Origin of the sequence: Thiomicrorhabdus sp. (genome assembly GCF_963662555.1) — a bacterium.
Classification (GTDB): Bacteria; Pseudomonadota; Gammaproteobacteria; order Thiomicrospirales; family Thiomicrospiraceae; genus Thiomicrorhabdus.
In genome coordinates this window covers 1,585,711-1,610,775 of record NZ_OY759719.1, presented here as the reverse complement: position 1 = coordinate 1,610,775, position 25,065 = coordinate 1,585,711, and the positions used below count along the sequence as shown (strand labels likewise).

20 protein-coding genes and 1 riboswitch are annotated in these 25,065 nt (G+C 37.3%); of the genes, 5 read left to right on the top strand and 15 right to left on the bottom strand.

The features are described 5' to 3' along the window. Positions 1-24 precede the first annotated feature (24 nt). Positions 25-753, bottom strand: coding sequence for a DUF4395 domain-containing protein (locus tag ACORJQ_RS07045; RefSeq protein WP_321323181.1), 729 nt, complete (start codon positions 751-753; stop codon positions 25-27). A gap of 177 nt (positions 754-930) precedes the next feature. Next, the gene (locus ACORJQ_RS07040) at positions 931-2,847 is read right to left on the bottom strand and encodes a 5'-nucleotidase C-terminal domain-containing protein (protein WP_321323180.1); all 1,917 of its coding nucleotides are present in this window, start codon (positions 2,845-2,847) and stop codon (positions 931-933) included. A gap of 215 nt (positions 2,848-3,062) precedes the next feature. On the opposite strand from ACORJQ_RS07040, the gene ACORJQ_RS07035 reads away from it, so the two are divergent. Together ACORJQ_RS07035 and ACORJQ_RS07030 are read left to right on the top strand one after the other, a co-directional pair. Further along, positions 3,063-5,375, top strand: coding sequence for a sensor histidine kinase (locus ACORJQ_RS07035; RefSeq protein ID WP_321323178.1), 2,313 nt, complete (start codon positions 3,063-3,065; stop codon positions 5,373-5,375). Then, on the top strand, positions 5,372-5,980 hold the full coding sequence (locus ACORJQ_RS07030; RefSeq protein ID WP_321323176.1) for a response regulator transcription factor: 609 nt from the start codon (positions 5,372-5,374) through the stop codon (positions 5,978-5,980). The genes ACORJQ_RS07035 and ACORJQ_RS07030 overlap by 4 nt, the downstream gene beginning before the upstream one ends. A 13-nt stretch (positions 5,981-5,993) precedes the next feature. Here the strand turns inward: ACORJQ_RS07030 and ACORJQ_RS07025 are convergent, their stop codons facing one another. Genes ACORJQ_RS07025 through ACORJQ_RS07015 form a run of 3 tightly spaced genes read right to left on the bottom strand, consistent with a single transcriptional unit; the run spans position 5,994 to position 8,239 of the window. Next, on the bottom strand, positions 5,994-6,794 hold the full coding sequence (locus ACORJQ_RS07025; protein ID WP_321323174.1) for an ABC transporter permease: 801 nt from the start codon (positions 6,792-6,794) through the stop codon (positions 5,994-5,996). Between the two features lie 36 nt (positions 6,795-6,830). After that, a complete protein-coding gene (gene nikB, locus ACORJQ_RS07020; RefSeq protein ID WP_321323173.1) occupies positions 6,831-7,754 on the bottom strand; it encodes a nickel ABC transporter permease in 924 nt (307 codons plus the stop codon). Next, complete coding sequence (locus tag ACORJQ_RS07015) at positions 7,751-8,239, bottom strand: L,D-transpeptidase family protein (RefSeq protein WP_321323171.1); 489 nt, start codon at positions 8,237-8,239, stop codon at positions 7,751-7,753. The genes nikB and ACORJQ_RS07015 overlap by 4 nt, the downstream gene beginning before the upstream one ends. A gap of 220 nt (positions 8,240-8,459) precedes the next feature. Next, positions 8,460-8,541, top strand: a riboswitch (cyclic di-GMP riboswitch). Between the two features lie 111 nt (positions 8,542-8,652). Here ACORJQ_RS07015 and ACORJQ_RS07010 point away from each other — a divergent pair. Then, positions 8,653-9,366, top strand: coding sequence for a DUF2202 domain-containing protein (locus ACORJQ_RS07010; protein WP_321323169.1), 714 nt, complete (start codon positions 8,653-8,655; stop codon positions 9,364-9,366). A 137-nt stretch (positions 9,367-9,503) separates the two neighbouring features. Here the strand turns inward: ACORJQ_RS07010 and ACORJQ_RS07005 are convergent, their stop codons facing one another. The 5 genes from ACORJQ_RS07005 to ACORJQ_RS06985 form a co-directional block, all read right to left on the bottom strand. Next, the gene (locus ACORJQ_RS07005; protein WP_321323167.1) at positions 9,504-11,051 is read right to left on the bottom strand and encodes an ABC transporter substrate-binding protein; all 1,548 of its coding nucleotides are present in this window, start codon (positions 11,049-11,051) and stop codon (positions 9,504-9,506) included. A gap of 48 nt (positions 11,052-11,099) precedes the next feature. Further along, the gene (locus tag ACORJQ_RS07000; protein ID WP_321323165.1) at positions 11,100-12,500 is read right to left on the bottom strand and encodes a TolC family outer membrane protein; all 1,401 of its coding nucleotides are present in this window, start codon (positions 12,498-12,500) and stop codon (positions 11,100-11,102) included. Continuing rightward, on the bottom strand, positions 12,487-12,984 hold the full coding sequence (locus ACORJQ_RS06995) for a CYTH domain-containing protein (RefSeq protein WP_321323164.1): 498 nt from the start codon (positions 12,982-12,984) through the stop codon (positions 12,487-12,489). The genes ACORJQ_RS07000 and ACORJQ_RS06995 overlap by 14 nt, the downstream gene beginning before the upstream one ends. Positions 12,985-13,056: 72 nt before the next feature. Beyond that, complete coding sequence (gene cysM, locus ACORJQ_RS06990; protein WP_321323163.1) at positions 13,057-13,950, bottom strand: cysteine synthase CysM; 894 nt, start codon at positions 13,948-13,950, stop codon at positions 13,057-13,059. Positions 13,951-14,031: 81 nt separating this feature from the next. Then, positions 14,032-14,931 carry a prenyltransferase gene (locus tag ACORJQ_RS06985; protein WP_321323161.1) on the bottom strand — a complete coding sequence of 300 codons (900 nt, stop codon included), beginning with the start codon at positions 14,929-14,931 and terminating at the stop codon, positions 14,032-14,034. Between the two features lie 300 nt (positions 14,932-15,231). On the opposite strand from ACORJQ_RS06985, the gene ACORJQ_RS06980 reads away from it, so the two are divergent. Continuing rightward, positions 15,232-17,754 (top strand): methyl-accepting chemotaxis protein, encoded by a 2,523-nt coding sequence (locus ACORJQ_RS06980; protein ID WP_321323159.1) that lies wholly within the window; start codon positions 15,232-15,234, stop codon positions 17,752-17,754. A gap of 164 nt (positions 17,755-17,918) precedes the next feature. Here the strand turns inward: ACORJQ_RS06980 and ACORJQ_RS06975 are convergent, their stop codons facing one another. From ACORJQ_RS06975 to ACORJQ_RS06955, 5 genes are all read right to left on the bottom strand, one after another. Continuing rightward, positions 17,919-18,827 carry a hypothetical protein gene (locus ACORJQ_RS06975; RefSeq protein WP_321323157.1) on the bottom strand — a complete coding sequence of 303 codons (909 nt, stop codon included), beginning with the start codon at positions 18,825-18,827 and terminating at the stop codon, positions 17,919-17,921. A 25-nt stretch (positions 18,828-18,852) separates the two neighbouring features. Then, positions 18,853-19,518 carry a glutathione S-transferase family protein gene (locus tag ACORJQ_RS06970; protein WP_321323155.1) on the bottom strand — a complete coding sequence of 222 codons (666 nt, stop codon included), beginning with the start codon at positions 19,516-19,518 and terminating at the stop codon, positions 18,853-18,855. Positions 19,519-19,675: 157 nt separating this feature from the next. Continuing rightward, complete coding sequence (locus tag ACORJQ_RS06965; protein ID WP_321323153.1) at positions 19,676-19,933, bottom strand: YfhL family 4Fe-4S dicluster ferredoxin; 258 nt, start codon at positions 19,931-19,933, stop codon at positions 19,676-19,678. 4 nt (positions 19,934-19,937) lie between these two features. Beyond that, a complete protein-coding gene (gene yegQ, locus ACORJQ_RS06960; protein ID WP_321326854.1) occupies positions 19,938-21,416 on the bottom strand; it encodes a prephenate-dependent tRNA uridine(34) hydroxylase TrhP in 1,479 nt (492 codons plus the stop codon). A gap of 163 nt (positions 21,417-21,579) precedes the next feature. Then, positions 21,580-22,104, bottom strand: a complete 525-nt coding sequence (locus tag ACORJQ_RS06955) for a DNA-deoxyinosine glycosylase (protein WP_321323151.1) — start codon at positions 22,102-22,104, stop codon at positions 21,580-21,582. 167 nt (positions 22,105-22,271) lie between these two features. Here ACORJQ_RS06955 and ACORJQ_RS06950 point away from each other — a divergent pair, with 167 nt between their 5' ends. Further along, entirely contained in the window at positions 22,272-24,998 is a 2,727-nt protein-coding gene (locus ACORJQ_RS06950) for an EAL domain-containing protein (RefSeq protein WP_321323149.1), read from the top strand. The last annotated feature ends 67 nt before the right edge of the window (positions 24,999-25,065 follow it).

Here is a 25,065-nt window from a genome sequence, read left to right as displayed (position 1 = left end):
CGACTTAATTGTAAAAGTTTAAACTTAATCACCAGAGGCATTCGATTGCTTATGCTTTTTAGCAATCTCTTCCCAATTAATATTATTACAAGCAACGCACTCCTCTTTAAGCAATCCCATCCACACTAATAATGAATGTAACTTACATCCCGCACAAAATCCTAGCGTCGCCTCTAACCACATAAAAGCGATACACAGCCAAACTAAGCTTGGAATCCAATTAGTTAGATAATTTTCTGTTTCTGGCAATAACTGACTGCCCCATAAACTGTTTATAGCAGAAGCAAAACTATCTGGATTAAAATACATAATGCATAGAAATATAATGGTTGCCCCAATACTCCAAGCAAAACGTTTTGGCACTAAAGGTTTCCATACGGGTTCTACATTTCTGGCTAAAAAGCTACTCAGTAAAATAGTCGGTGAAAATCGTGATGTAAAAATAAACATCCCTGCAATCATATCGAGTAAAGCAAAAAACAGTACCCAAGTTTGCAAAGTGTAATCGTAAGTTCGCTTAATCCCCTCAAGACTGTAAATAATGTGCCCATCAAAATCTGTATTATAGGTATCTACAATACTATTAGGATCAACAATCCATTTAGAGGTGTGAAGCACATCAAACAGGGTTAATCCCATATATAAAGGAACCACTAACATAATCCCTGCTCTAATTCGCACCGCAACTTCATTGATAAAAATAGCGGATTCATTTGTATCTCTAAACCAAGCTTGTTTAAATAGTTTTAGCATGATTCATCCTTTCAATAATTCTCTAAATCGTTTTTAGCGAATAATTTTCTCTGAACAAACTTTAATATTTGAGACCTTAGCAATATGTAATCACCAAGGACTGATGTGTTTTATTTTTAAACCTTGTTCAAATTAAATTCTGCTAATTCATATAGATAAAACTAACAGTTAACTAAATCAAGAAGGTACTTTAGTTGAATAATCTTCTATACCTGGGTTGCCATCTACACCATTTAATTTTGGAGTATTGAACTTTTTCAGCTTTGTATTTGCCTTATTGGCTCTTAAATAATCTGCTACAACATCCCATACAGGTCGACCACTCCCCATTGTTTCAACTTGGCCCCAACCAGCAACACTATAGGTTTTATTTAGCTCTATTTTTGTGCCATCGTCTAAACGCAAATCGGTAATTCGCTGTCCAAAAGGAGCTTGTGGTGTACAGGTATAGTCCATACCTCCAACACGCACCATATCGCCACCTGATTGTAAATAAGGGTCTTTTTGAAAAATGTTTTCGCTCACACCTTCTAAGATGTCTTTTATTTGAGCTCCCGTCATGTCAGCTTTATAGGTTTCGCCGTAAGTCATGGATGTTTCATCCATTACCCGCTCCATGGTAATCATTTCACCAGCCAATACCGACGTACCCCAACGAACTCCTGCAGATAAAGCAATTTGTGTTTTATGTTCGTGACGAAGAGCATTAACAATGATTTGATCCCAGGTTCCCATAAAATTACCTCTGCGATACAAGGTATCTTCAGCAACGGCTAACTCTTCACCCAAAATTTCCTCATAGGTTTTACCTAAACGTGAAGCATTAAATGCATATTTTGGATTACGTGACTCAATAATCGATTTGTCATAAACGGTTTGTCTAAGTCTATTAATAAACAAGTCCACCGATCTATCTGCAGGCAATAAATTAGAAAATACTGGAAGAAGCTGATAATGCACGCCAAGTAATTTTCCATCTTGAATGTCTAAATCCATACAACCAACAAACTTACCGTTAGAACCGGCATTCGTTACATGGCAAACCTTTCCTTCTGGGGTTTTTACCGGAATAGTTTGCGGTACACCATCATGCGTATGTCCGCCAAAAATGACATCAATACCACTTACACGCGAAGCCATTTTGATATCCACATCCATGCCGTTATGCGAAATCATTACAATAGCTGAAACTTTTTCTTGTTCACGAATTTGATTGACCGTGTCTTGTAAGGAATCTTCACGCAGGCCAAACGACCAATCAGGAAAGTTAGATTGCGGGTTAGCATTGGCTGTTCTTGGAAAAGCTTGACCAACAACGGCGATACGCTCACCGTTAATCACTTTTATCGTATATGGTTTAAAAGGAAGAGCTCTATCCTCATCATACAATCCTGTACCATCATAACGATTAGCCATATCAGAATATTCACCACCAAATAAGGCATCTTCTTTAATTCGAATATTCTGTGCAAGAAACTCACCATTGAATTTATGAACATTTTTTAACACTTGTTCTTCTGGATAAGTAAATTCCCAGTGGCCAGTCATAACATCAACACCTAAAAGGTTAGATGCTTCAACCATATCTTGGCCTTTTGTCCATAATGCAGTAGCAGAACCATGCCATAAATCACCACCATCCATCGTCAAGGTATTTTGCTGCCCTCCTGCCTGTTTTCTTAAAAGGTCTAACAAGGTTTTAATATGAGCAAAACCGCCCACTTTTCCATATTTATGAGCTGCTTCTTCAAAATTAAGAAAGGTAAAAGCATGTGCCAAAGGTGTATTTTCTTTAATACCCAGTTTTTTTAATGCTTTATGACCAACAATATGAGGCAACTTCCCATAAGCAGGACCTACTCCTAAATTGACATTGGGTTCACGAAAATAAATAGGCTTTAATTGCGCATGAGTATCGGTTATATGCAATAACCTAACCTGACCTTTCATTGGCACTTTATATAAGTCAGGAGATGATTTCGATTCATTTCCTACACTTGATTGTGGCTCTTGAGCAGATACAGACGTTGGTAACAAACCCGCAGCTGCGGCCATTGACATGATGTGTAAAAACTCACGGCGATTTAAAGACATATGAAGACTCCCTTGAGGTAAGTAATGTTGTTTCAAACTTCGGGGAGTAGTCTATTATTTTAAGTAAGGCGTGTTAATTCGGGTGGTTACTACAATAACTAGGGATAACCCTAGGTGTATTGGGGTTGGATATGTATTAGACTATTCAAATGTTAATACACTCTTACATATCTAAAAGAAAAAACCTGTTTATCTGGCAGGTAATGTGCATTTTTATGCTTGTTTTACCTATATTTAATAAGGCATGTGCAGATACCATTTCAATAGGTGTATTTAATCAACACAGCACAGCTTCGGATATTGCTTTTTGGAATAAAACAGCTAATTACCTTTCTACTCATATTGAAGGGCTTGATTTTGTCATTAAACCAATGGGGCGAGAATGCTTAGACAATGCAGTAGATAAAAAACAATTGCAGTTTATTATTTCAAGCCCTAACCACTTAGTGCAATTAGTCGCCAATGGCGCAAAACTTATCGCTACTTTACAAACAGAATACCATGGTAAGACACAAGATTATTACGCAGCCACCGTCATTGCCAAATCCGATAAAAAAACATTCAAAACCCTTTCAGACCTAAAAAATCTAAGTGTTGTAGCTACCTCGCCTTTTGAATTTGGTGGCTATCAAATGATGAAACGGGAATTCATGCTTACTGGTATAACGCCTGATAGAGATTTTTTTGAACTCCGTTTTACTAATGGTTCACAAAAGAATATTGTTCGAGCTGTTTTATCTAATGAAGCGGAGGCAGGAATAATACGCTCTGGCTTATTAGAAAAGATGATTCAAGATGGTGAGATAGAGAAAGATAAAATCAAAATTATCGGTACTAAAACAAACCCAAGCTATCAACTAAAACATAGTAGCTCTCTCTACGCTGAATGGGGAATAGCCACCCTTTTTAATACTGATGTTGCTCTATCTTTGAAAGTCGCAACCACGCTTTATTCTATGCCAAAGTCAACGTCTTCACAGGATTACATCAGTCACTATGGTTGGACAAAACCTGGCGACTTAACCACGGTAAAAGGCCTATTAAGAGCACTAAAACTGCCGCCTTATTCACCCGAAAATAAAATTAATTTAAAAACCTTGTTGCATGAATATGCGGTTGAAATCAGTCTAATTTTAGCTTTAATCCTGGTGTTAATTTTGTCGATTACCCGGGTCAGCCACATCAATCGTAAGCTGGCACAATCTCAATTAGAACTCGATCAACATAAAAATAACCTTGAGCAAGAAGTTATCGAACGAACCCAAGAACTATCACGAGTAAATAGAGAATTAGAAGAGGATATAAAGGCACGTGAAAGTGTAGAAGCGACTCTTAGACGAAGCCGCCAGGCCTTACAAAGTTTCTATGAGATTTCGGTTAATTACAGTTCAAGTTATGCCAAAAAAGTAGATCAATTAATGGTTTTGGCACGTATTCATTTTCAAATGGATGCCACCTTCCTTTATAAAGTAGAAACACCAAGCAAGGACAATCCGATGGGATTAACATTACAGTCTTTTGATGGTGACCGTCATTATGAAAAAGAAGCCTTAAATTGTCTGCAAAAAATTGATTATCAAGCCAATAACAACCAAATTCAAACCTATGAAAATACGCAGTGTAATAAACGTTTACAAAGCATTATGATCAATATCGATGGGCCTTCGAACAGACTTCTACTACTTATCGGTGACCTGATTAACCATTCAGAAATCAGCAGTGTAGACCAAGAGTTACTTCGCTTACTAACGCAATGGATTGCATCAGGGATTGAACGTCATGCAATTGAAGAAGAACGAGAAATTTATCGATCCCAACTTGGAAAAATTACGCGTTTATTTACCGTAGGTGAAATGGCAACGGGTTTAGCACATGAAATTAACCAGCCTCTTACGGCAGCGGTAAATTACATTAGCGGTAGTTTAAGACGTTTAAACGGAAAAGATTCTGAAGAAATAAAGCTAGGATTAACTCGATCATTAGAGAGTTTAAATCTAGCATCCAACATAATTAAACGCCTAAGAGAGTTTGTACAAACAGGCACGCCTCAACAACAAGAATTTGACCTTATTAGCTCAATAAATAAAGTTTTAGATATTCTTGGTGCCGAGGCCTATCAAAACACCATTAAATTGCTTGCTCCATCTTCAGAGTCCCAAATTATGGTCAAAGGTGATAAAACTCAAATTGAACAAGTCATATTAAATCTTGTTCGTAATGGTATGGAAGCGGTTAATAGCAAGGATGGCTTTGTTAGTATTGATTTAAAAATTTTAAATCACGATGTAGAAGTTAGTGTCATTGATAACGGCTCAGGTGTAAATGAGCAAGAAATGCAAAATATATTCAATGCCTTTCACTCATCAAAAACAGAAGGTATGGGACTTGGTCTGGCTATCTGTCGTAGTATTATTGAAGCACACAACAGCCAACTAAAAATACAAAACAATCACCCAGGTTGCCAGTTTATGTTTACCCTGCCACTCGTCTCTAAAAGCAAAACCCTAATAGAGGAAAGTAACACATGATAAAAACATCTGTTTATATTGTGGATGATGATCAGCAAGTACGTGAATCACTCGCCTGGTTATTAGAGTCGGTTCAGTTAACCACACAATTATTTGCTAATGGTCATGAATTTTTAGAACAGTTTACGCCAGGTTTATCTGGTTGTGTTGTGTTGGATGTGCGAATGCCAGGTATAAATGGCATGGATTTACACAAATCAATCAAAGAAATTGATGAACACTTTCCCGTCATCATTGTCACCGGACATGCCGATGTACCAATGGCTTTGCGAGCTATGAAAGAAGGTGCATTCGATTTTATTGAAAAGCCCTATAATGACCAACATTTACTTGAGCGTATTCAAGCAGCGATTCATCATTATGATGATATTCAAAAACAACACGAGAAAGACCAAGAATTAAGTACGCTATTTAATCAGTTATCAAAACGAGAACAACAAGTTTTAACTGAGATACTAAAAAGTGTTCCCAATAAACGCATTGCAGAGAATCTATGCATCAGCATTAAAACAGTTGAAGTACATCGTGCAAATCTAATGTCTAAACTACGAGTAAAAACCATCACAGAACTGGTTCGATTAGCCATTAAAGCAGACAAAGCTTAATTAAAAACGAACCCTACTTAGTTGTTCTGGTTCTCACATCTAAATAATCACGCCATTGATCACCAATCAAGTTCACGGCTAAAACAACTAACATTAAAGCCAAACCTGGTGCTAAAACCAAATGCGGTGCAACCAATAGATAACGAGTACCTTCTTTAATCATGCTTCCCCATGAGGCATCAGGCGGTTGTACTCCCAAACCTAAGAATGAAAGACCAGCCTCAGAGATAACCGCTCCTGCAATACCAAATGTTGCCTCAACCCCTAATGGAGCTAAAATCAGTGGTAAAACGTGCCTGTACAGCATAATAGGCACAGGAACCGCTAGAGATCTTGCTGCCAAAATATGTTCTCTATGCCTAATACTTAAGGTTTGAGCTCGTGATAAACGAGCGTAACCTACCCAGCCAACAACCACTAAGGCAAAAACAACATTTTCAATACCAGGGCCTAAAACTGCGGCTAAGGCAATAGCCAACAATAAACCTGGAAACGCCAAAAACACATCTATAATTTTGGTAACAACACGGTCAAACCAACCGCCTAAATAACCACTCAACACACCAATAGAGGTACCAATAATGGCAGAGAAAAACACCACTCCAATCGCTACAAAGAGTGAAGTCTGGGCACCTAAAATTACTCTTTGCAAAACGGGTCTACCAAGTTCATCGGCTCCTAACCAGGCCTGGTAATTTGGTGAGCTTAAAAAGAGATTAAGATGTACATTATTAGCTCCATCACCAATAAAAAAGCCCGCTAAAGCCATTAAAAGCCAAGCGGCAATAATGATATAACTTAATATTCTTAGCATAGGCTTATAACTCTAATTGCGAAAATAACACTCATGTTAATTTGCCACTCTAATTCTTGGATCTAACCAAGCGTAAACCAGCTCAGTTAGGCCGTTTATGGTTATGTAAGCAACACTAATAATTAAAATACAGCCTTGTACCACAGGGTAATCTCTACGCTGAATAGATTCAACCAACAACTGTCCTAAACCAGGCCAATCAAACACGACTTCTGTAATAACGGCTCCACCCAATAAAGTTCCTAACTGCAACCCTAAAATAGTGACTACAGGAAGTAACGCATTAAATAATGCATGTTTACCATAAACGATTGAAGACGGTAAACCTTTGGCTTGTGCAGTACGAATATAGTCTTCATGCATGACTTCTAACAAAGAGGCACGTAACATACGAGCAAGTATTGCTGCTAAGGCCGTACCTAATGTAATGGAAGGCAATACCCAAGAAAAAGGTTGTTCCGCCCCGCTGACTGGTAGCCAGGCTAGGCTCAGTGAAAACAATAAAATCAACATAGGACCTAACCAAAAGTTAGGAATAGAAACCCCTACTAATGAAACCGTCATTGAGAGATGATCAGGCCATTTACCAGAACGTAACGCAGCCCATAAACCAAGAGGAAAAGAAATCAAGATTGCAATCATTAATGCCATAACAGCTAGCTTTAATGTCATGGGAAAACGCTCTGCTATTAACTCAGAAACTGGTTGCTGAAAAAAGAGAGACTGACCTAAATCTAAATTTACCAGGCCTGTTAAATAATGAAGGTACTGAGTCCAAATAGGTAAATGTAAACCTAATTGCTCTCTTAGGGCGGTTTCATCTGCAGGACTTGCCCAGTCACCCAGCATGACAGCTACCGGGTCACCTGGAACAAGGTGAATCAAAAAGAAAACTAAGGTGCCAACTATCCAAGAGACAAATAAAACCGAGCCAATTAGCCGTAAGATATAAGCAATCAACAGATAATCTCCACAGGAGTTGAAACCTCAACTAAATCAAATAGCTCCATAATATCTTGATTACGCATTCTTATACAGCCATGTGACAATGGAATACCCATAGGTTCAGAATCTGGTGTGCCATGAATATAAATATAACGTTGCATAGTATCTACCTGCCCTAAACGATTCACACCAACTTGAGTACCAGAAAGCCATAATATACGAGTTAAAATCCAATCTCGATTTAGCTGAACATTGGCTAAACCTGGTGAATACACTTCACCAGTAGGTCGCCTACCAACAAATACGCTATTAAGCGGCTGGTCATGGCCTATTTTGGCTCTAATAATATGATGTCCTAAAGGTGTTTTACCAGAACCTTTATCACACCCAATACCATTCAATCCCGTGCTAATCACATAAGACTTAACAGGCGTTAAGCTTGCCGAATCAATTACATCAAGCGTTTGTTTGGAAATAGATACAACAACAGAATAGGTCAAAGGTAGTCACATGATGAGTTAAAAACGCCTCTATTCTACCTGTCATTGACATGGCTTTAAATCTCTTTAGGTGATTTTTTAATTTGATTTATCAGGATGCATTTAAAAGTTTTATGTAAAAAAGTCACATTTCACCCTAACAGGTGATATTTATTCACAAAATTAGATTCTAAACTAAGCCTAACTCAGCAAAAACACCAAACACCATTGCTGAGGTAAAAACTTGTTGTGCCAAACTTGTTGTGAAGCAAGGACGGAAAGCCAAGGGTCTTAATGATTAAATAAGACAGCCGGTTGCCAAATAGAGAGAAAAAACATCTGAATCTCTTCTAAAGTCCCTTCCCTCATTTTTGACCGTTAATTTCAGTATCAACTTATCAATAAAGATAACTAAGATATTAAAGAAGGTAAAAATGAAAACACCAATGATTAAAACCACTCTAATCTCACTTGCTCTTTTAGCCATGAGCAGTCCTTATGCTTTAGCTGGAAAGTGGAGCTCACAAAACTCAACGCAAACCAACCAAACAGCCACAACTTCAGCTTTAACAAGCTTTGAAGAAACCAGCCTAAAGTTTATGCGAGAAGAAGAGAAATTAGCACGTGATGTTTATCTAACGCTTTACGACGTTTGGGGAATGCCTATTTTTCAAAATATCGCTAGCTCAGAACAAAAACACACCGATTCTGTTGCGAACTTACTTGTCAAATATGGGATTAGCGACCCTGTAACCAATGACGCAATTGGTGAATTTACAGACCCTGCATTTACTGAACTTTACGCCGCATTAGTCAAAACTGGATCAGAAAGTTATGAAGCTGCATTAATGGTTGGAGCAGAAATAGAAGAGCTAGACATTGCTGACTTAAACAACCAATTAAATATTATTAAGAAATCAGACATTGTTAATGTTTACAACAACTTGCTTAAAGGTTCAAAAAACCATTTAAGAAGTTTTTATAGTTTAATTGTTAACGGTGGATTTGAATACACGCCTACACATATTAGCCAAGAAGAGTTTGATGCTATTGTTAATTCAAGTTCAGAAACTGAAAATACTAATACCTCTGAAACAACTAGTAGCACGACTAACACTACAACTAGAGGTGGACGTCGTGGCCGATAAATAAAAGCACCAGCTATTTGCATAGCTTTTATTTCTTTCAACTGAAACCTCTTTTAGTCACTAAACAATATGTGTTAAAAGAGGTTTTAATTTAAGCTACATTAATTGTAAATTTACACTGACTGTAAATGCCATTTTTACTGTTTTGTTAAATTTAACAGCCCATCTAATCGACCATCAGCATAGAGTTGATAGCCTTTCATATTGTTACGCATTACCGAATATTGATCTTCATACCAGAGCGGCATAGTTGCTAATGTTTTTTGCAAATAACGTTGTAACTCTTTATAGAGTTTTGCTTGCTCCTCTAGACTTTGAGCTTTACCTGCTAAACGGATAAGTTTGTCTGCATTGGCATCCTTGTAACGCCCCCTATTTGCCCCTTTTGGAGGAATTGCATCAGAATCAAACACATACTGAAAAATATCCGGGCTTTTAATTCCAACCCAAGCCAAACTATATAATTGAAAACGCCCTTTTTTAATATCGCTGTAAAAGGTACCCCAGTCATAACTTTGTATATTTAAATGAATCCCGATTTTTTTAAGTTGCGATTGGTAAATCGTAGCTAGACGAATTCGCGTTGGATCATTTGAGGTTTTATAACTTAACTCGATAATCGGGTCATTGTTTTCATCCATTTTTACCAGGCCTGGTAATTTGTCTAGGTCTAGTGTTTTAAGCAAGGATTTGGCTTTTTGTGGATTATATTCATACTGCGGCATATCTTGCACACCACACCAGTGTTCTGGTACCAATAAACCACCTGCCAAACGTGCATGTCCAGAAAACATCGCATTAATAATCGCTTGTCTATCAATGCCATGAGCAATGGCGGCTCGTAACGCAAATTGTGAAATTAGAGGATCTTCAAAGTTAAAACCAATATAACCAAAGTTTGTGCCACTGTGCCAATCAACCCTTAACTCAGGTTGCTTTTGGCAATATTGAACCAACTCAGGAGAGAGATCATTTTGTACAATATCTAACTCACCTTTTTTAAGCTTTAACACTCTTACTGTGGCATCTTTTACAGGAATAAAAACTAAATCTACTTGGTCTTTAAGTCGTTTTATAACCAGCCGTTGTTCTGTTAAGGAAACAAACACACAATCACCCGAACCAATCGGTTGTTTTTGAAACTCATGTTGCTGTTCAATCAACGACTTAGGCAAGATACCAATCACTAACCGACCTACAAAAAGAGCGTCTTCTTTATCTAAAACAAACTCAACTTGCTGCTCATTAAGCGATTTTACCGAGATAATACCTTTCAAAGATCCACGATGAGCAGAACCAAAATCTGGATCTAAAATACTTTGATACGTTGCTACAACATCTTCTGCGGTTAACGTTTGTCCGTCATGAAACTTAGACTGCTCTTGCAAGGTAAACACATATCGAGTACTGGTTATTTGTTGCCAGGTAGCTAAATCGGGGATGGTTTCAAATCGATCATTAAAATCGATTAGTTGACGATAAAGTAAGCGGTTAATTCGGCTAGATAATGCATCGGTGGCTTTACGAGGGTCTAACATTCTAGGGCGAGAAGTCACCCCCACAAGAATCTCATTTTTGGGCGGTGCTGAATAGCAAGCGGCCAGGCTGGACACAGATAATAAACCGCAAGATTTAAGCCCATTTTTAACAAATTGGCGGCGGCCAACGCTAAGTTGTATACCCAAGCTACACAACCTTACACATCAATTTTAAAACAGGTAACAACATAAAAATCAGTTAACCGACTTTAATAAAGGTTCGTATTTCATGATATCGTCAACCGTTAAATCACCCAAACTAGCTTGTAAGTTAAGCTCGTTAAGCACTTGATTATGAATGGCTTCTATTAAATTTTTATGAGCACTGGTTTGATTGGTTCTAGCGGTTAAGACTTCTAGCATACTTTTTAAACCAACCTTGTAACCTTCCTCTGCCGACTCTAAAAATGCATCGTTAGACTTTACCGCTTCACGAAGTGCCGCAATCAATTTATGGCCTTGCTCTAAATTACGTTTTTGAGTTCTTACGTTTAGCTTGGCACTCTCTTTTGCGTCTCTTAAAGCTTCTTGAGATGCCATAGTTTTGTATTTTGCCGCAGCTACTTGAGAGTTAGTCCCCCCGCCAGAATATAAAGGCATGGAAACGACAACACCAACAGAAGTGGTATTTTTATCATTAAAATTACTGGTATAAGTAGTATTGTAATCAGAATATGCGCTGTCTGAATATTTAGCCTGCAGAGCAACCGTTGGCCAATATCCACCACGCTGTACTTCAATTTCTTCAGCTGCACTAGATAATTGAGCCTCAGATTGCTTGACCTGAAGGTTGTTGGTTTCAGCCTGTTTCACAAGATCTTCTACAGAACGCGTTTCTTGAGGTAAAACCACGTTAGACATTAACTCTTTTAAACCGTGATTTTCAAAACGTGTAACGGGTTGTCCAGTAAGTTTAGATAAAGCTTCTAAAGCCACATTTAAACTATTTTCGACACTAATGGTTTCTGACTTTGACAGGTCATAACTTGATTTGGCTTGCAATACATCTACTTTACTCGAAAGCCCTAGTTCAGCAGAAGCCTGTGCGGTTTCATAGTTAGTGTAATCAGCTTTTTCTTTAGTTTGAGATAAACGTAAATTTTGCTGAGCTAATAAGACGTCAAAATAGGCTTTAGTAACACGTAAAATCAAATCTTGTTGAGCATTTTTTAAAGTGGCATCGGCTAAGTCGATACCGTATTTAGCTTGTTTATATCGAGCCCAAGATTCGTGCTGATAAAGAGATTGGTTCAAAGTTACCGACAAATCACGAGCATGGTTATCTGCAGCATCGAAGCTACTATCCGTTACAAAGTAGCTACCATCAGCAGTAATTTTTGGCAATAAAGCAGATCTTGCCGTAGCAACAGATTCAGAATCAGCATTAAATTGCGATTCGGCTTGAGCCAATTTAGCATCGTGCTGTAAGGCCATTTGATACACATCTTTCAAACCTAAGTCACTTGCATAACTTAAACTCGAGCTCAAAGCTAAAACAGCACCGACAATAGCTGAATAACGAAATTTAACCATTTGCTGTTTCAACACTTTGTGAGTCAAATTAGCTTGAACACCATTTAATTTACTGTTTTTCATCTTCGCTCCAATCATTAAAAGGTCGTTTGCTTAAACTAATGTTGTAAAAACGTACCTCTTCTGTCACTTCTCTGCCCGCCCATTCTGGAATAGTTACTCGGTCTGCTTCAGATTCCATCTCAACTTCACCAATTACCAGGCCTGCATTATCACCTAAAAACTCGTCAATTTCCCAAATATGGTTATCAACCTTTACTAAATGGCGGTATTTCTCAATAACTGGCCCAACAGCAAGTGTTGCCAACATTTTTTCTGCATCAGAGTAAGGAATATCATATTCATATTCATCACGGCTTAAACCAATCTCTAGGCTTTTAATATTCATATTGGCTTTATCACCTTCAAGTCTGACTCTAACAGAGCTTTTACCAGAAGTGTCGGCGATATCATTTAGATAGCCTTGAGCAAAATGCGTCTTTTTATAGGCCAATGCTTTCCAATCTTGATTTTTCATTAAGAACTTACGTTCTATTTCTCTTGCCATGTAACGGATTTCCTAGCTATGTTTTGAAATATTAATTTAACCGAGTATTTTAAGTGAATCAGAATACTTATCTTAGGAATTATACACACCTGTAGAGAGATAGCGGTCGCCACGATCGCACACAATTGTGACGATTACCGCATTTTCAACTTCATTAGCAACCTGTAATGCGGCCGCCAAAGCCCCGCCAGATGATACACCGCCAAAAATCCCTTCTTTTATTGCTAGTTCACGCATAGTGTTTTCGGCTAAGGTTTGAGACATATCAATAATACGGTCAACACGGGTCGATTCATAAATTTTAGGCATATATTCAGCTGGCCAACGTCTAATCCCTGGAATCGCTGCACCATCTTCTGGTTGTACTCCCACAATTTGCACATTAGAGCTTTGCTCTTTTAAGTACATTGATGTTCCCATAATGGTTCCTGTGGTTCCCATGGCACTCACAAAGTGAGTTACTTTACCTTCAGTATCATGCCAAATCTCAGGGCCTGTTGAATGATAATGTGCCAACGGGTTATCTGGGTTTGAAAATTGGTCTAATACAACTCCCTCGCCATTAGCGGCCATTCTATCGGCTAAATCACGTGCACCTTCCATGCCTTCTTCTTTAGTCACCTCAATTAATTGAGCACCGTATGCTGCCATAGAGGCTTTTCGCTCCATACTCATATTATTTGGCATGATTAATTTCATTTTATAACCCATCATTGCCGCGGCCATTGCCAATGCAATACCTGTATTGCCGCTAGTCGCTTCTATTAAAGTATCACCAGGAGCAATATCGCCTCTTAACTCAGCCTGTTTAATCATATTGACAGCAGGTCGATCTTTTACAGAACCGGCGGGGTTATTTCCTTCAAGTTTAGCTAATACAACACTATTGGTAGAGTTATTAACAATTCGCTGTAATTTAACAAGTGGTGTGTTTCCAACAAAATCCAATAATGTTTTATAGTGCATTTTTTTATCCTAATAATGATGAAGTTTGCAATATCTTAACCAACTTTAGTCATTTAAGTTGAGCAAGATTATTTCAATTTTTTACGTTTTAGCTAGCCATAAACCTACTGCAATAAGCATAGGTGTTAACAGATTTATTATGACATTCATTGTTAAGGCTGGCATAAGTTTATCGAGCTGTTGATAGTGTGTTAAAGCAATTATAATCATGGGTAAAGCTAAAATAAAACCAATCCCTCCAAGCAATAGAGTATCTGGCAGGTCAAAGTAAATCATAGATAAAATCAGGGTAAATAATGCCAGTAATTCAAATAAGCTAAAAATATACATTGATTGCTTTACACCAACTTTCATCAGTATATTAAAACGTCCTACTTTCTTGTCTGCCTGTAAATCTGGAACTTGGTTAAGTAAAAGCAAATTATTCACTAAAAAGAATGGAACCATAGATAACGCTAACGCCAACAATGAAAAGTGACCGGAAAAAACAAAATAACAACCCAATAGCATTATTGGCCCAAATGCCAGGCCTGGAGAAATCAAACATAGCCAAGGATATTGGGTAATCGTATTTGTATAAAATATAACCAGTACTATACCTAAAATTCCTAACGGTAATATTTGCCAACCAATGGCATAAACAATATACAAACCCACGACAAATAAAATAACCATTATAAATTTAAAGGTATTCAATACGCTTTTTGCCGCCTGAGGATTTTGTTGTAAAGAGCCACTGCCACCACTAAAAGGGGTTTTATGGGTAATAAAGTCAAGACCTGAGAGATTATCTTGATATTCATTTAATAAATTCACTGCAGCATGCGATAAAACGGCTGCTAACAAGGTTATTAAAAATAATGACCAGTGCCAAACAGCTCCTTCAAAATGTGCGATGGAGGCTGCAAGTGTTACTATAGACAGGCTTAATATTAAAAAACTAGGTCTTGTTGATAAAAATACCGTTTTTATATGGCTCACGCCTGCTTCCTTTGAGTGATTGGCATCAACTGTGCTTGCTACCAAATGAACAAAATGCCAAATTAAAATAATTCTTTGTCATTTTATAGTGATACCTATTTAACACAACCGAAATTGCACAAAACTACACTCATGATTTTAAAGGTCAGAAGCCATGCTTAATAACTACTCATTAAAAACAAAGGTTCTCGTTTTCTCCTATCTATTGGAGTTATAGCGTCTATTATTTTAGGAGTGGTGATTTACAACACCTCTATTGTTCCAATCAAAAAGAAAGAAGAGCAACGGGTTATTAGTCAAATGACCGGCTACATAAATGCTCAAATTAATCTAAAAGTTCAAGCCGGAATTTTAGGATCAACCGCATTATCAATAGAAAAAGGTTTTGTAGATGCCCTTGAGGTTGAAGAACGAGCGAACATTATTCCGGTTGTTACAAACATACGTAATCAGTTTAAAAACCAAACAGGTTACAAAAATATTCAAACACAGATAATTACCGCTGATGGTAGAGCTTTGGTTAAATCTTGGGATGCAAATAGTTATGGACAAAACCTCACTAACAACCCAATTATTAGAGATGTAATGAAAGAAAAGCAAGCATACGGTTCTCTAGGCATTGGTGCGAGAGGTGTTTCTGTTATAGCTATTTCACCTGTGATTCATGATGGTGAGTTTTACGGAATGATTGCCATGATTCAAGGACTGGCTTCAGTGCGTAAAGCATTTGAAAAAGACCATGAAGGCAAATGGGTCATGTTAGTGGATAAAGACTATATTAAAAAACGTTACGGTGATATGCCTGTTATCGATAACAATACGTCATTCTCTAAAAAATACATCTTAGCAAATAATAAATGGTTTCCTAAAGAGGTTGTTGATTTCGCTAAAAAATCCTTTAAACCTGTAGATGGCAAACATAATTCTGTCTATGCCGCTGGCAATGAGATGATTATTGACATCCCTGCTTTAGATGCAGCTGGAGAGGTTTTTGGACGTAATTTATTTATTATCGATAAAGCAAAATATGACGCACCTATTAATGCAGCCATTACATCAGCACAAATTTCTTTAGCTGGAATTATTCTTGCCATCTTATTACTCACTGTAAGTATTATTATGATTGTTAGCCGCTTAGTTATTAACCCTCTTAAAGCGGTACAAGAAACAACTGCAAATGTACTACAATCGGGTGATTTCAGCATCAGAAATACGGTTTCATCAAATGATGAAGTTGGTAAAACGTCTGAAGCAATCAATAAACTTTTGGATCAAATTAGTCTAGCGTTAAAAGATGCCAACCAAACCGTGCACGCAATCTCGCAAGGTGATTTCACTCATCGTATTACTGGTAGCTATAATGGTGATTTAGACGCCTTAAAAACAGGTATTAATTCAAGTACAGAAGCTATTTCATCGGTAATGAACCATCTTTCAGAGGCGATGCTTGCCATGAAAGAAGGAAACTACAATACACAGATTAATGTGGGTAATTCAAAAGGTAGTTACAAAGCCATGCTTGAAAATGCCCAACAAGCCTTTAGTGAAACTAACTTGGTTATTTCTGAAATCAATCATGTAATGATGGAAATGCAACAAGGTAAGTTTGATGCCCAAGTCCAAATTGAGGCTAATGGTGATTTAAATATTCTTAAAACCCATATTAATGAGTCCTTGCAGAGTTTAAATTCGGCCATTAAAGATATTTCACAGGTTGTAACAGCATTAAGCTCTGGTGATTTAACTCAAACCATTGTTAATCAGTATCAAGGTGACTTACTGTTACTTAAAGATGCCACAAACCAATCTATTAATAGACTATCTGGCATAGTTTCTGAAGCCGTGCAATCAGGTGTTGTGGTTAATAATGAAGCCAACAGCCTATCTCAAGATGCCACTGTTCTAAGTGAAAAAGTTCAACAGCAAGCAGCGGCTATTGAAGAGACTTCGGCCACTATGGAAGAGATGAATGCCGCGGTTCAAAACAATACAGAAAATGCCTTACAAGCTTCAGAAGTTGTTGAAAAAGTACAAACCGAATCTGAACAAGCGAGTGAGGTTATGAATCGCACCATTGAAGCCATGAACAGTATTCAAGCTTCAAGTAACGAAATTGCAGATATTGTTACCTTAATTGACAGTATTGCTTTCCAAACCAACTTATTGGCGTTAAACGCAGCGGTTGAGGCAGCTCGTGCAGGTGAACACGGTAGAGGATTTGCTGTGGTTGCAGGAGAAGTACGTGCCCTAGCTCAAAAATCAGCTGATGCGGCTAAAGATATTAAAACCTTAATTGATTCTAGTGTTCAGAGAATTGGCCAAGGAACTAAACTTGCCAGTGAATCCGGTGATGTTATTCGTGAGATTACACAATCAATTAATGATGTTGCAGAAATGATTCACCAAATTAACAGTGCATCACAAGAGCAAGCAGAAGGTGTTTCTCAGGTTCACCAGGCAATTAGTGATATCGATTCTGCCACCCAGGCTAATGCAAGTTTGGTTGATAAAACGACTATGTCAGCCAACAATATGCGTCAGCAGGCAAGTGATTTAAATAAAAACATGTCTTTCTTCAAAACAAACTTAACGGCAAGTAACATGGTTAAACCAGCTAGAGATTATGGCTCTGAAGAAGTGAAGTCAGTAAAACATACTCCAACTTCTATTGAAGCTAATAAGCCAAAATCACAACCTAAGTTACCAGAAGTTAAAGCAACTAAAGTAGATACGGCTAAATCAGCTATAAAGAGCCCTATGGACTCTAAGTCGAAAGAACATGACTCACCAAAAGGCAATAGTGATGAATGGGCAGAATTTTAAAAAGAAGAGAGTTTAAAATCTATGATTGTTTACTCACTTAAAGATTAAACCCATTTAATTAAGTTAAATAATAAAATGCCCTTGTTCTATTTCAAGGGCATTTTTGTTTGTAACCTCTTATTTCTCCAAATACTTTAATGAATAATCCATTCAAACTAAATAAGCTAATCAGTTAACAAATACCCATCTAAACGTGTAAACCAACCCCTTAACCAGCGTTGTTCATCTCTCTGTATTGGAGCAAGTTTCACCCTTAAACTCAAACGAGTTTTAGCAGACTTTACAAACTGTTGTAACAAAACCGTTGAGTCCTCATTTAAAATATTAGGTTGAAGTAGCATGTCTGATAAAACAGAAAACAGCCCCCATTGCTCACCTTGATATTGTTCTGAAGCATTACCCACGCCTTTAAAGTTAATGTAATCAATCACAGCAAACCGCCCTTCTTTAAAAGCAAATAACTTATTCAACATTTGCTGATAATCCTTAGCGTTTTTAGCTTTGCTACCCGTCATTTGTTCAAGTGCTTTGGACAGCCTAAGTTGAGATTGCTGAATAATAAACTCTGCTTGATAAGGTTGGGTTTCTAATAACCAAGTTCTTAACTCCTGCATTGGCTTATTTGACCAGGCCTGATAAAACTCATCCTTAGTTTGCCATGGAGCTTTAAACGGTTTTAATTGCGTTAACCAAACAGGCGGCGTTTTGTATTGAGAAACAAAAGCGACCATTTGAGGGAAGGTTTCTTGAAATGTCTGTTTTACCTGGCCTGGGTACCAAATAAAATGGCCTATACCCAATGATGGAAAATCCTCACCCTTGCCCCAATAGGTTAAATATTTTGGATTTGCTGCACATTCGTTTTGATAAATACGCTGACCAATCCAGGCCGATTCATCTTTTAAAAAAGACGAATGACTCACAAATAAATTTGAAAAAGCTTGGTTAGAAACTTGGTTATGCAATGAATCTTCTGCAAAACAAGTTTGTATAGGAGAAGTGAGTAAAACAGAGGTTAGAGAAAAAGACAGCAGAGGATATTTAATTAAGTGAGTTAGTGATAATTTGATCATCTGCATGTCTTTTTAAGAGTGTATTTTATTCTTTTAAAAGCGTGGCTAGATAACCATCCATATGTTTCATCATGCCTTTATACATTACCGGTAATTCAGGCACTACAGACTCTTTAACACTCTCCATAGCCAATAATTTTTTTGACCAATTAGCAAGCTTTGGTGTTTCAGCTAATACATCGACACCCGTAAGGTTTTTAATAAAGTCGATACGCATAAACATGGGAGCATAAGCCGCATCAATCATATTAAACTCTTCACCGTTAAAATAAGAGCCACCAGAATGCACCGCTTCGAGTTGTTGCAGTTTTTGTAAAACCACACTGCGTTTTTCATTTGAAATCGCCTCGTCTTTATGGGTAACCATTGAGTGCATTGCCATTAAAATATCGCCACCAAAACTAATCCAAGCACGGTTTTTGGCTTTAATTAATGGGTCATTGGGTTGCAATGAAGGCGGTGTGATTTCATCTACATATTCTTGAATTACAGAAGACTCAAATAGTACCTCATCACCCACTTTTAAAACCGGAACCTGCCCTAAAGGAGAAACCTCTTTAAACCATTCTGGGGGATTATTTAAGTCAATATAGGTAATATCGAAATCAATATTTTTTTGCTTTAAAACAATCACGGCTCTTTGAACAAATGGACATAGCTTAAAACTAATGAGCTCTAATTTAGGTGTCATGGCAATTCCTTGTATTTACACACTTTCAAGTAGTAATTTTTAAAACATCTTAACCGTTATGCAGATTCAGGTAAACCTTGCCGCATATTTAAAATAGTCAGCCTAATTTTAGACAAAAAAATGCCACATTAAATGTGGCATTTGATTTAGACATTTTTTAAATTTTATCGCTTTTAACAAGTTCAGTGAACTTCTCATAAAGCGTATCGTGATCTTCAACTCTATCTGGATCGGTAATAATGACATCCAAAGGACATACACTAATACAGGTTGGGTTATCATAAAACCCAACGCATTCAGTGCATAAATCAGGGTTGATTTCATAGATTTTCTCACCCATATAAATTGCTTTATTTGGGCATTCAGGCTCACACATATCGCAATTAATACAGCCTTTAAGAATCTTTAACGCCATGAAATTATCCGTTTGCCTTTGCCGCAGAGCGATTAATTAAATCTTTAGCTTCTTGCTCTTCTTTAACTTTTTTAGCGGCCGAATCACGCTTAACATCTCCACCCCAAGATTCATTACGCATCACTAAACAAAACTTAAGTACAGATTCATCCAAGTCTTTGAATGGGTTAGGAATTCTAACCAACCAACCAGAACCTTTAGCACAATCAACCACTTCATCATGGTGTGTTTGCATATGGTCTAATACCATAGAGACATTACCTGCAGGACTCATGATTTCAATTGAATCACCTACGCAGAATTTGTTTTTAACATCTACTTCTAAGAATGATTTACCATTACGTTCAACCACCCCTGTCACTTCACCTACAAAACGTTGGCGTTCTGATTTAGAGACACCATATTCATAGTTTTGGTATTCAGAATGCACGTGACGACGCAAGAAACCTTCGGTATAACCACGGCTTGCTAAACTCTCTAAATCAGTTAGTAAGGTTTGATCAAACTCTTTACCCTCAAGGGCATCATCAATCGCTTTACGATATACCTGGGCAGTACGCGCCACATAATAATGTGATTTGGTACGACCTTCAATTTTAAGTGAGTGAACCCCCATATCAACCAATTCAGGAATCAGTTCAACGGCGCGTAAGTCTTTAGAGTTCATGATATAAGTACCATGTTCATCTTCAAACGCAGGCATCAATTCGCCAGGTCGCCCTTCTTCTTCAAGCAACATGGCCACTTCTGTGGTTTCACCAATGCCCAATGTAGGTTCTTGCGTGACGGTTGCTTCTGGTGAATAGCTTGTTACTTCAGGTGCTTCACGCTCAGTACTACCAGTTAAGTCTGTGATATTGGCCACTTCAATGCGTGGTGTACCAACAATATCACCAGTTACATCTTCTTTCGCTTCATAGGTGTTGTAGTTCCAACGACAAGCATTAGTGCAAGTTCCTTGGTTAGCATCACGTTTATTAATGTAACCAGACAATAAACAACGACCTGAATAGGCAATACATAAAGCACCATGAACAAACACTTCAAGCTCCATCTCTGGTACTTTTTCACGGATTTCACGAATCTCTGCAATCGATAATTCACGAGACAATACCACACGACGTACGCCGTTTTGATACCAGAATTTAACCGTAGCCCAGTTCACTGCATTTGACTGAACCGATAAATGAATCTCTTGTTCTGGAAACTTTTCATGCACCATGGCAATTAAACCTGGGTCAGACATAATCAAGGCATCTGGCTTCATCGCTATGACTGGTTCAATGTCTTTCATGTAGGTATTTACTTTAGAGTTATGTGCGGCAATGTTACTCACTACATAAAACTTCTTACCTAACTCGTGGGCACGAGCAATACCTTTTGCTAAATTTTCTTCATCAAACTCATTATTTCTTACACGTAAGCTATAGCGTGGTTGACCTGCATAAACGGCATCTGCTCCATAGGCAAAGGCGTATTCCATGTTTTTAAAGGTACCGGCTGGTGATAACAGCTCAGATACAACTTTTTGATTTTCTGCTTCCAAGGCAAATCTCCAAAATAATAAGTTGATGAAAAAATTAGATTTGTAAATTTAGGTTATCAAATTTAAAGATTTGAGTGCTAAATTGATTAAGAGCGGTATTTTATACTAAATGAGATAGTTTTTCTTGCCAAAACAACTGTTTATCTTTAGTTGACATAGCGGCATTAGCAGGACTGGTTGATGGCAATACAAGATACTCAATATCCGAAGGAATAGATTGCTTGTTAATCACGTGCTGTTTAAAAAGTTGTTGGGCTTTTTTACCATTAAACACTACAGTTTTAAGGCTGGTAAAACGCTTAAATAGAGTTTCAAAATCATTAGCAACCGGTTGTTTAATCGCACTGTCCAAGCTACCAACCCTGTCACAACTGGCTAACACATCCCAAAGCACCAGGCCTGTTGTTTTTATCAAATTCACTTTATCGGCTTGGGTTTCAACTGACTTACTGGTTATGCTTTGCATAATAGGCCAAAAAAGATTTCTTGGGTGAGCATAGTAAAAGTTCTGATTAAGGGATTCAACGCTCGGCATTGTTCCCAATACCATCCATGTTGGTTGGTAAGAAACAATTGCTTTAAAAGATTCACAATACTCGGTGTTCGGTCTATTTGCTCTATTCATTTTGCTATGGCCTAAACATGCATCCTTATGAAAAACAAGAGATTAGCGAATTATTATATATAGAACATTACCTATATTCACCTAGTAAAAGTAAGGTATTATAATTCGCACATTACTAACTTTTCTTAAAATTTATTTTGTTAAGTCGATTTTATCAAGGCAATTCGATGTTAAAAATACAAAACTGGTTGATTTATACAATACTGTTTTCTCAATTAATCATACCTAGTCTTGCACACGCTACAGAAAAAGTTTCTATTGGTATTCTTGCATTTCGTCCTATACCGATTATTGAAGCAAAGTGGCAACCCTTAATTAATTACCTCAATCAAACTATTCCAAACGTTAAATTTGAATTAAAGGCATTCAACTATGGAGACTTAGAAGATGCCATAAAACATAAAAGCATCGATTTTGTTTTCACCAATTCTTCGCACTACATTCAATTAGCTCATAACACCAATCTTTCTGCGCCTCTTGCGACATTAATCAATAAAAAAAGTGGGCATGCTGTACGTAACTTTGCAGGCAGCATTCTGGTAAAAAATCATAATAAAAACATTCAAACCTTAAAAGACTTAATTGGAAAAACCATTGCAACACCCTCCACAAAATCGTTTGGTGGTTACAAGATGCAAGCTTATGAGCTCTTAAAATCTGGCATCAGAGTACCAGATGAAATTCATATCAAAACCACCAAAATGCCTCATGATAACGCCATTATTGCATTACTAAACGGTGAGGTTGATGCGGCTTTCGTTCGCAGTGGTGTTTTAGAAAGTATGGAAAAACAAGGTAAGATTCAACATAATGACTTGAAAGTACTTAATCTCCAGGAAAAAAGTGATTTCCCTTTTTTACACTCAACTCGACTCTACCCGGAGTGGCCATTTGCTTCAATGCCATATGTTGGAGAAGGCCTTGCAGCAAAAGTTGCCGGAGCACTCTTAGCTTTACCCCATAATGGTAAAGTAGCACAAGCAATCAATATTCAGGGCTTTAGAATCCCTGCGGATTACGAGCCTGTTAGAGAAGTATTAAGAACCTTAAAAGTCTACCCATATGACAATATTCAAGAAATTACATTTTATGACTTATGGTCTCAGCGTAGAACAGAAATTATCAGTTTAGCTTTATTAATCACCATAATTATTATTCTAATAATATTAGTATTTGCCACCAATAGACGCTTACATGAAAGCTATCAAAAACTCGAAAAAAACAATGAATCTTCAAAGATTGCTGCTGTCGCCTTCGACACTCAAGAAGCGATTTTTATTACCGACAAAGATCAAAATATTATCAAAATAAATAATGCTTATACACGTTTAACAGGTTACTCAGCACAAGAAGCAATTGGTCAAACCCCTAGACTCATTAAATCAGGAAATCACAATAATGAATTTTATAGAGAACTATGGGAACATTTAAACACCCATGGATATTGGCAGGGAGAAATTTGGAATAAAAGAAAAAATGGTGAAATGTTTCCTGTTGGTCAAACTATAACAGCCATAAAAGATGAAAACGATGAGGTAACCCACTACGTATCTACCTTTGATGATATTACCTCATCCAAAGAAAACGAAGAACAAATAAAAAAACTCGCCTTTTATGACCCACTAACAGGCCTAGCAAATCGTCGTCTATTGAATGATCATCTAAAACAGGCAAGAGCTTACAGTACTCGACATAACAGTTATTTTGCCCTTCTATTTATCGACCTAGATCATTTTAAAAACTTAAATGACACTTTAGGCCATGATGTTGGTGATTTACTGCTTATTCAAATTGGCGAGAGATTGGTTCAAGTTGTCAGAGAGGGGGATACAGTATCAAGAAATGGTGGTGATGAATTTGTCATTCTCCTCGAAGGTCTTGGCTTCAAGAGTGATGAGGCTGCTAAGCATGCAAAAATTACTGCAGATAAAATCCTTAAACAACTCTCTCAACCTTTCTTGAATAAAGGTACTGAATACCCTATCAGTGCCAGTATAGGCATAAGCCTTTTTACCGACAATAAAGAAAGTATTGAAGATATGATGATTCGTTCCGATTTAGCGATGTATCAAGCAAAATCAGAGGGACGTAATACTGTCCGATTTTTTGACCCCAGCATGCAAGAATCCATTAGAGTCCGAAGCCAAATTGAAAGTGAATTACGCCATGCCATACAATTTGAAGAGTTTGTCGTTTTTTATCAACCCAAAGTAGACATTCATGAAAAAACTGTCGGTTATGAAGCACTGCTGCGCTGGCAGCATCCTCAAAGAGGCTTATTACTTCCCAATGAGTTTATTCAAATCGCTGAGGAATCTGGATTAATTGTGAAAATTGGACAATGGGTTATTCAAAAAGCCTGTAAACAACTTTCAATATGGTCTAAAGATGAAGACACTAAACACCTAACAATTGCTGTAAATATCAATGAACAGCAGATTAGTCGTCATGATTTTGTAGAAATGGTTTGCCATGCTATCGATACCTATCAATGCCCTCCTAATCAATTAAACATAGAAATCACCGAAAGCTTGTTGATGAAAAACATGGATAAAGTAGTCGATAAAATCAATCAACTTAAAGAGCTCGGCATTACTTTTGCCATAGATGACTTTGGAACAGGCTATTCTTCATTGAATTATTTAAAACAATTACCTATCGACTGGCTAAAGATAGACCGTTCATTTGTTGGAGATATGCTTAAAGACTCCAATGATGAAGCAATAGTAAGAACAATTTTAGCCCTAGCAACAGCCTTAGGTTTAAGAGCGATCGCTGAAGGCGTAGAAACCAAACAACAACAAGACTATTTAATCGAATTAGGATGTCCAATCCTTCAAGGTTTCTTATTTGATAAACCTAAGCCTATTGAAGAACTCTCTTTTAATTCTTAATTTTTTTGAAAACAGACGATAATAAAAAGCCCTAGCCGACTGCATTAAAAGATAGTGCTTTATTAAG

Excerpts from the sequence above, each read along its gene's own strand:
- ACORJQ_RS07045 (WP_321323181.1), bottom strand. The coding sequence starts at position 753 with ATGCTAAAACTATTTAAACAAGCTTGGTTTAGAGATACAAATGAATCC.
- ACORJQ_RS07040 (WP_321323180.1), bottom strand. The coding sequence starts at position 2,847 with ATGTCTTTAAATCGCCGTGAGTTTTTACACATCATGTCAATGGCCGCA.
- ACORJQ_RS07035 (WP_321323178.1), top strand. The coding sequence starts at position 3,063 with ATGCTTGTTTTACCTATATTTAATAAGGCATGTGCAGATACCATTTCA.
- ACORJQ_RS07030 (WP_321323176.1), top strand. The coding sequence starts at position 5,372 with ATGATAAAAACATCTGTTTATATTGTGGATGATGATCAGCAAGTACGT.
- ACORJQ_RS07025 (WP_321323174.1), bottom strand. The coding sequence starts at position 6,794 with ATGCTAAGAATATTAAGTTATATCATTATTGCCGCTTGGCTTTTAATG.
- ACORJQ_RS07010 (WP_321323169.1), top strand. The coding sequence starts at position 8,653 with ATGAAAACACCAATGATTAAAACCACTCTAATCTCACTTGCTCTTTTA.
- ACORJQ_RS07000 (WP_321323165.1), bottom strand. The coding sequence starts at position 12,500 with ATGAAAAACAGTAAATTAAATGGTGTTCAAGCTAATTTGACTCACAAA.
- ACORJQ_RS06995 (WP_321323164.1), bottom strand. The coding sequence starts at position 12,984 with ATGGCAAGAGAAATAGAACGTAAGTTCTTAATGAAAAATCAAGATTGG.
- cysM (WP_321323163.1), bottom strand. The coding sequence starts at position 13,950 with ATGCACTATAAAACATTATTGGATTTTGTTGGAAACACACCACTTGTT.
- ACORJQ_RS06980 (WP_321323159.1), top strand. The coding sequence starts at position 15,232 with ATGACCGGCTACATAAATGCTCAAATTAATCTAAAAGTTCAAGCCGGA.
- ACORJQ_RS06975 (WP_321323157.1), bottom strand. The coding sequence starts at position 18,827 with ATGATCAAATTATCACTAACTCACTTAATTAAATATCCTCTGCTGTCT.
- ACORJQ_RS06970 (WP_321323155.1), bottom strand. The coding sequence starts at position 19,518 with ATGACACCTAAATTAGAGCTCATTAGTTTTAAGCTATGTCCATTTGTT.
- ACORJQ_RS06965 (WP_321323153.1), bottom strand. The coding sequence starts at position 19,933 with ATGGCGTTAAAGATTCTTAAAGGCTGTATTAATTGCGATATGTGTGAG.
- yegQ (WP_321326854.1), bottom strand. The coding sequence starts at position 21,416 with ATGGAATACGCCTTTGCCTATGGAGCAGATGCCGTTTATGCAGGTCAA.
- ACORJQ_RS06955 (WP_321323151.1), bottom strand. The coding sequence starts at position 22,104 with ATGAATAGAGCAAATAGACCGAACACCGAGTATTGTGAATCTTTTAAA.
- ACORJQ_RS06950 (WP_321323149.1), top strand. The coding sequence starts at position 22,272 with ATGTTAAAAATACAAAACTGGTTGATTTATACAATACTGTTTTCTCAA.